Here is a 1,530-nt window from a genome sequence, read left to right as displayed (position 1 = left end):
TACTACTTTACGGAGTTAAAAATTACTTGGTTAGGAGCTCCAAAATTGCTATATTCGGGTAAATATAACGAATTTTAAACCATGACCGATTGAATTAAGCCCATGCTTTCTCAATCGGATAAAAAAAATTTTGATTTTCGGTTAAATATCTGTAAATCAACTGATAAGCTCCAGTATTTTGTCAATTTCTTCCAATCCTGTTTTATCTGTCACCGCCACGACAACACCCCAACAGCTTATGAATACATCCTGGGACTTATGACCTGTGAAAAAAACACGGCAAACATGGAGCGGATGGAAGAAGAGATAGATTCGGCCGAGTACAGGAGATACCAGCATTTCCTGACCCATTCCAATTGGGACCATCAGGCTGTTCTCAACAATGTTCAAACACAGGCCTCGGAGGCCCTCGCGGGCCAAAAGAAAATAAACAAACTGCCTGTGGGCCTTCTCATTGACGAGTCTTCGTCCGTCAAGAAAGGCATTGAATCGGTAGGCGTGTCCCGTCAGTATGCCGGGTCAGTGGGCAAGGTGGACAACTGCCAGGTGGGCGTTTATGCCTCCCTGTGCAACCATACCTCCGCAACACTTGTCCACGAAAAACTGTTTTTGCCGGAGAGCTGGACTGAAGACCCCCGGAGATGTGACAGGGCTGGAATTCCGAAGGACAAGCGTAAATTCAGGACAAAGCCAGAACTGGCCCTTGAAATGATAGACGAATGTGTGGAAAACGGTGTTTGCTTTGACTGGATCGGGGGAGACGGCCTATACGGTCACAGCGGGGCCCTGACCAGGGGCTTGGATGACAGGGGGCTGTTTTATGTTCTTGACGTGCACAGGGATGAAATGGTCTATCTGGAGGAGCCCCCAATAGCCGTACCGGAGGCTGTCGGCAACAGGGGGCGGAAACCCTCAAATCCGAAAACGGACAGAATCCCCTTCCGGCTGGACATCTACAAGGACAGCCTACTGGACCAGCACTGGAAAAAAGTAAAGATCAGAAAAACGGCCAAGGGCTGGCTCAAGCTCATGGTACACACCTGCAGGGTATGGTCTTGGGACGGTCAGGAGGACAAGGCCAGGGAAAGGACGCTTATAATCACCAAAACAGTCGGTAAAAAGCCCAAAATCAAATACAGTTTCAGCAACGGTGGAGTGGATGAATACGAAGCGAAGGATTACGGGTATTTCCAGGCACAGCGATACTGGGTGGAACGGACTTTCGACGATACCAAGAACGAGCTGGGACTTTCCGATTACCAGGTGAGGAAGTGGAGTGGCTGGCACCACCACCATTCACTGGTATTCATGGCCGCCCTCTTTATGATGAAAGAAAGGATCGCAAACGGGATAAACTGCCCCCTGTTGAGTGTCAGGGACCTGAGAATCCTGATGATTGTGCTGCTGTTCGGTACTCCAGAAGATTTTGAGAAAAGATTGGAGCAGATGAAAATCAGACATAAAAACAGAAAGGCGGACATCGATAGGCATTACGAAAATGATAAAAAAACTTAAGTCCGTAAAGTAGTA

General features: G+C 48.0%; 1 protein-coding gene. It reads left to right on the top strand.

Going from position 1 to position 1,530, the window contains the following annotated elements; genetic code table 11:
- Window positions 1–102 precede the first annotated feature (102 nt).
- Window positions 103–1,515 carry an IS701 family transposase gene (locus tag IAQ59_RS21895; protein ID WP_209332990.1) on the top strand — a complete coding sequence of 471 codons (1,413 nt, stop codon included), beginning with the start codon at window positions 103–105 and terminating at the stop codon, window positions 1,513–1,515.
- Window positions 1,516–1,530: the final 15 nt, after the last annotated feature.

This window comes from Lunatimonas salinarum, assembly GCF_017811155.1.
Classification (GTDB): Bacteria; Bacteroidota; Bacteroidia; order Cytophagales; family Cyclobacteriaceae; genus Lunatimonas; species Lunatimonas salinarum.
The sequence above is the reverse complement of the archived record's forward strand: the minus strand, read 5'-3'. Positions and strand labels throughout refer to the sequence as shown.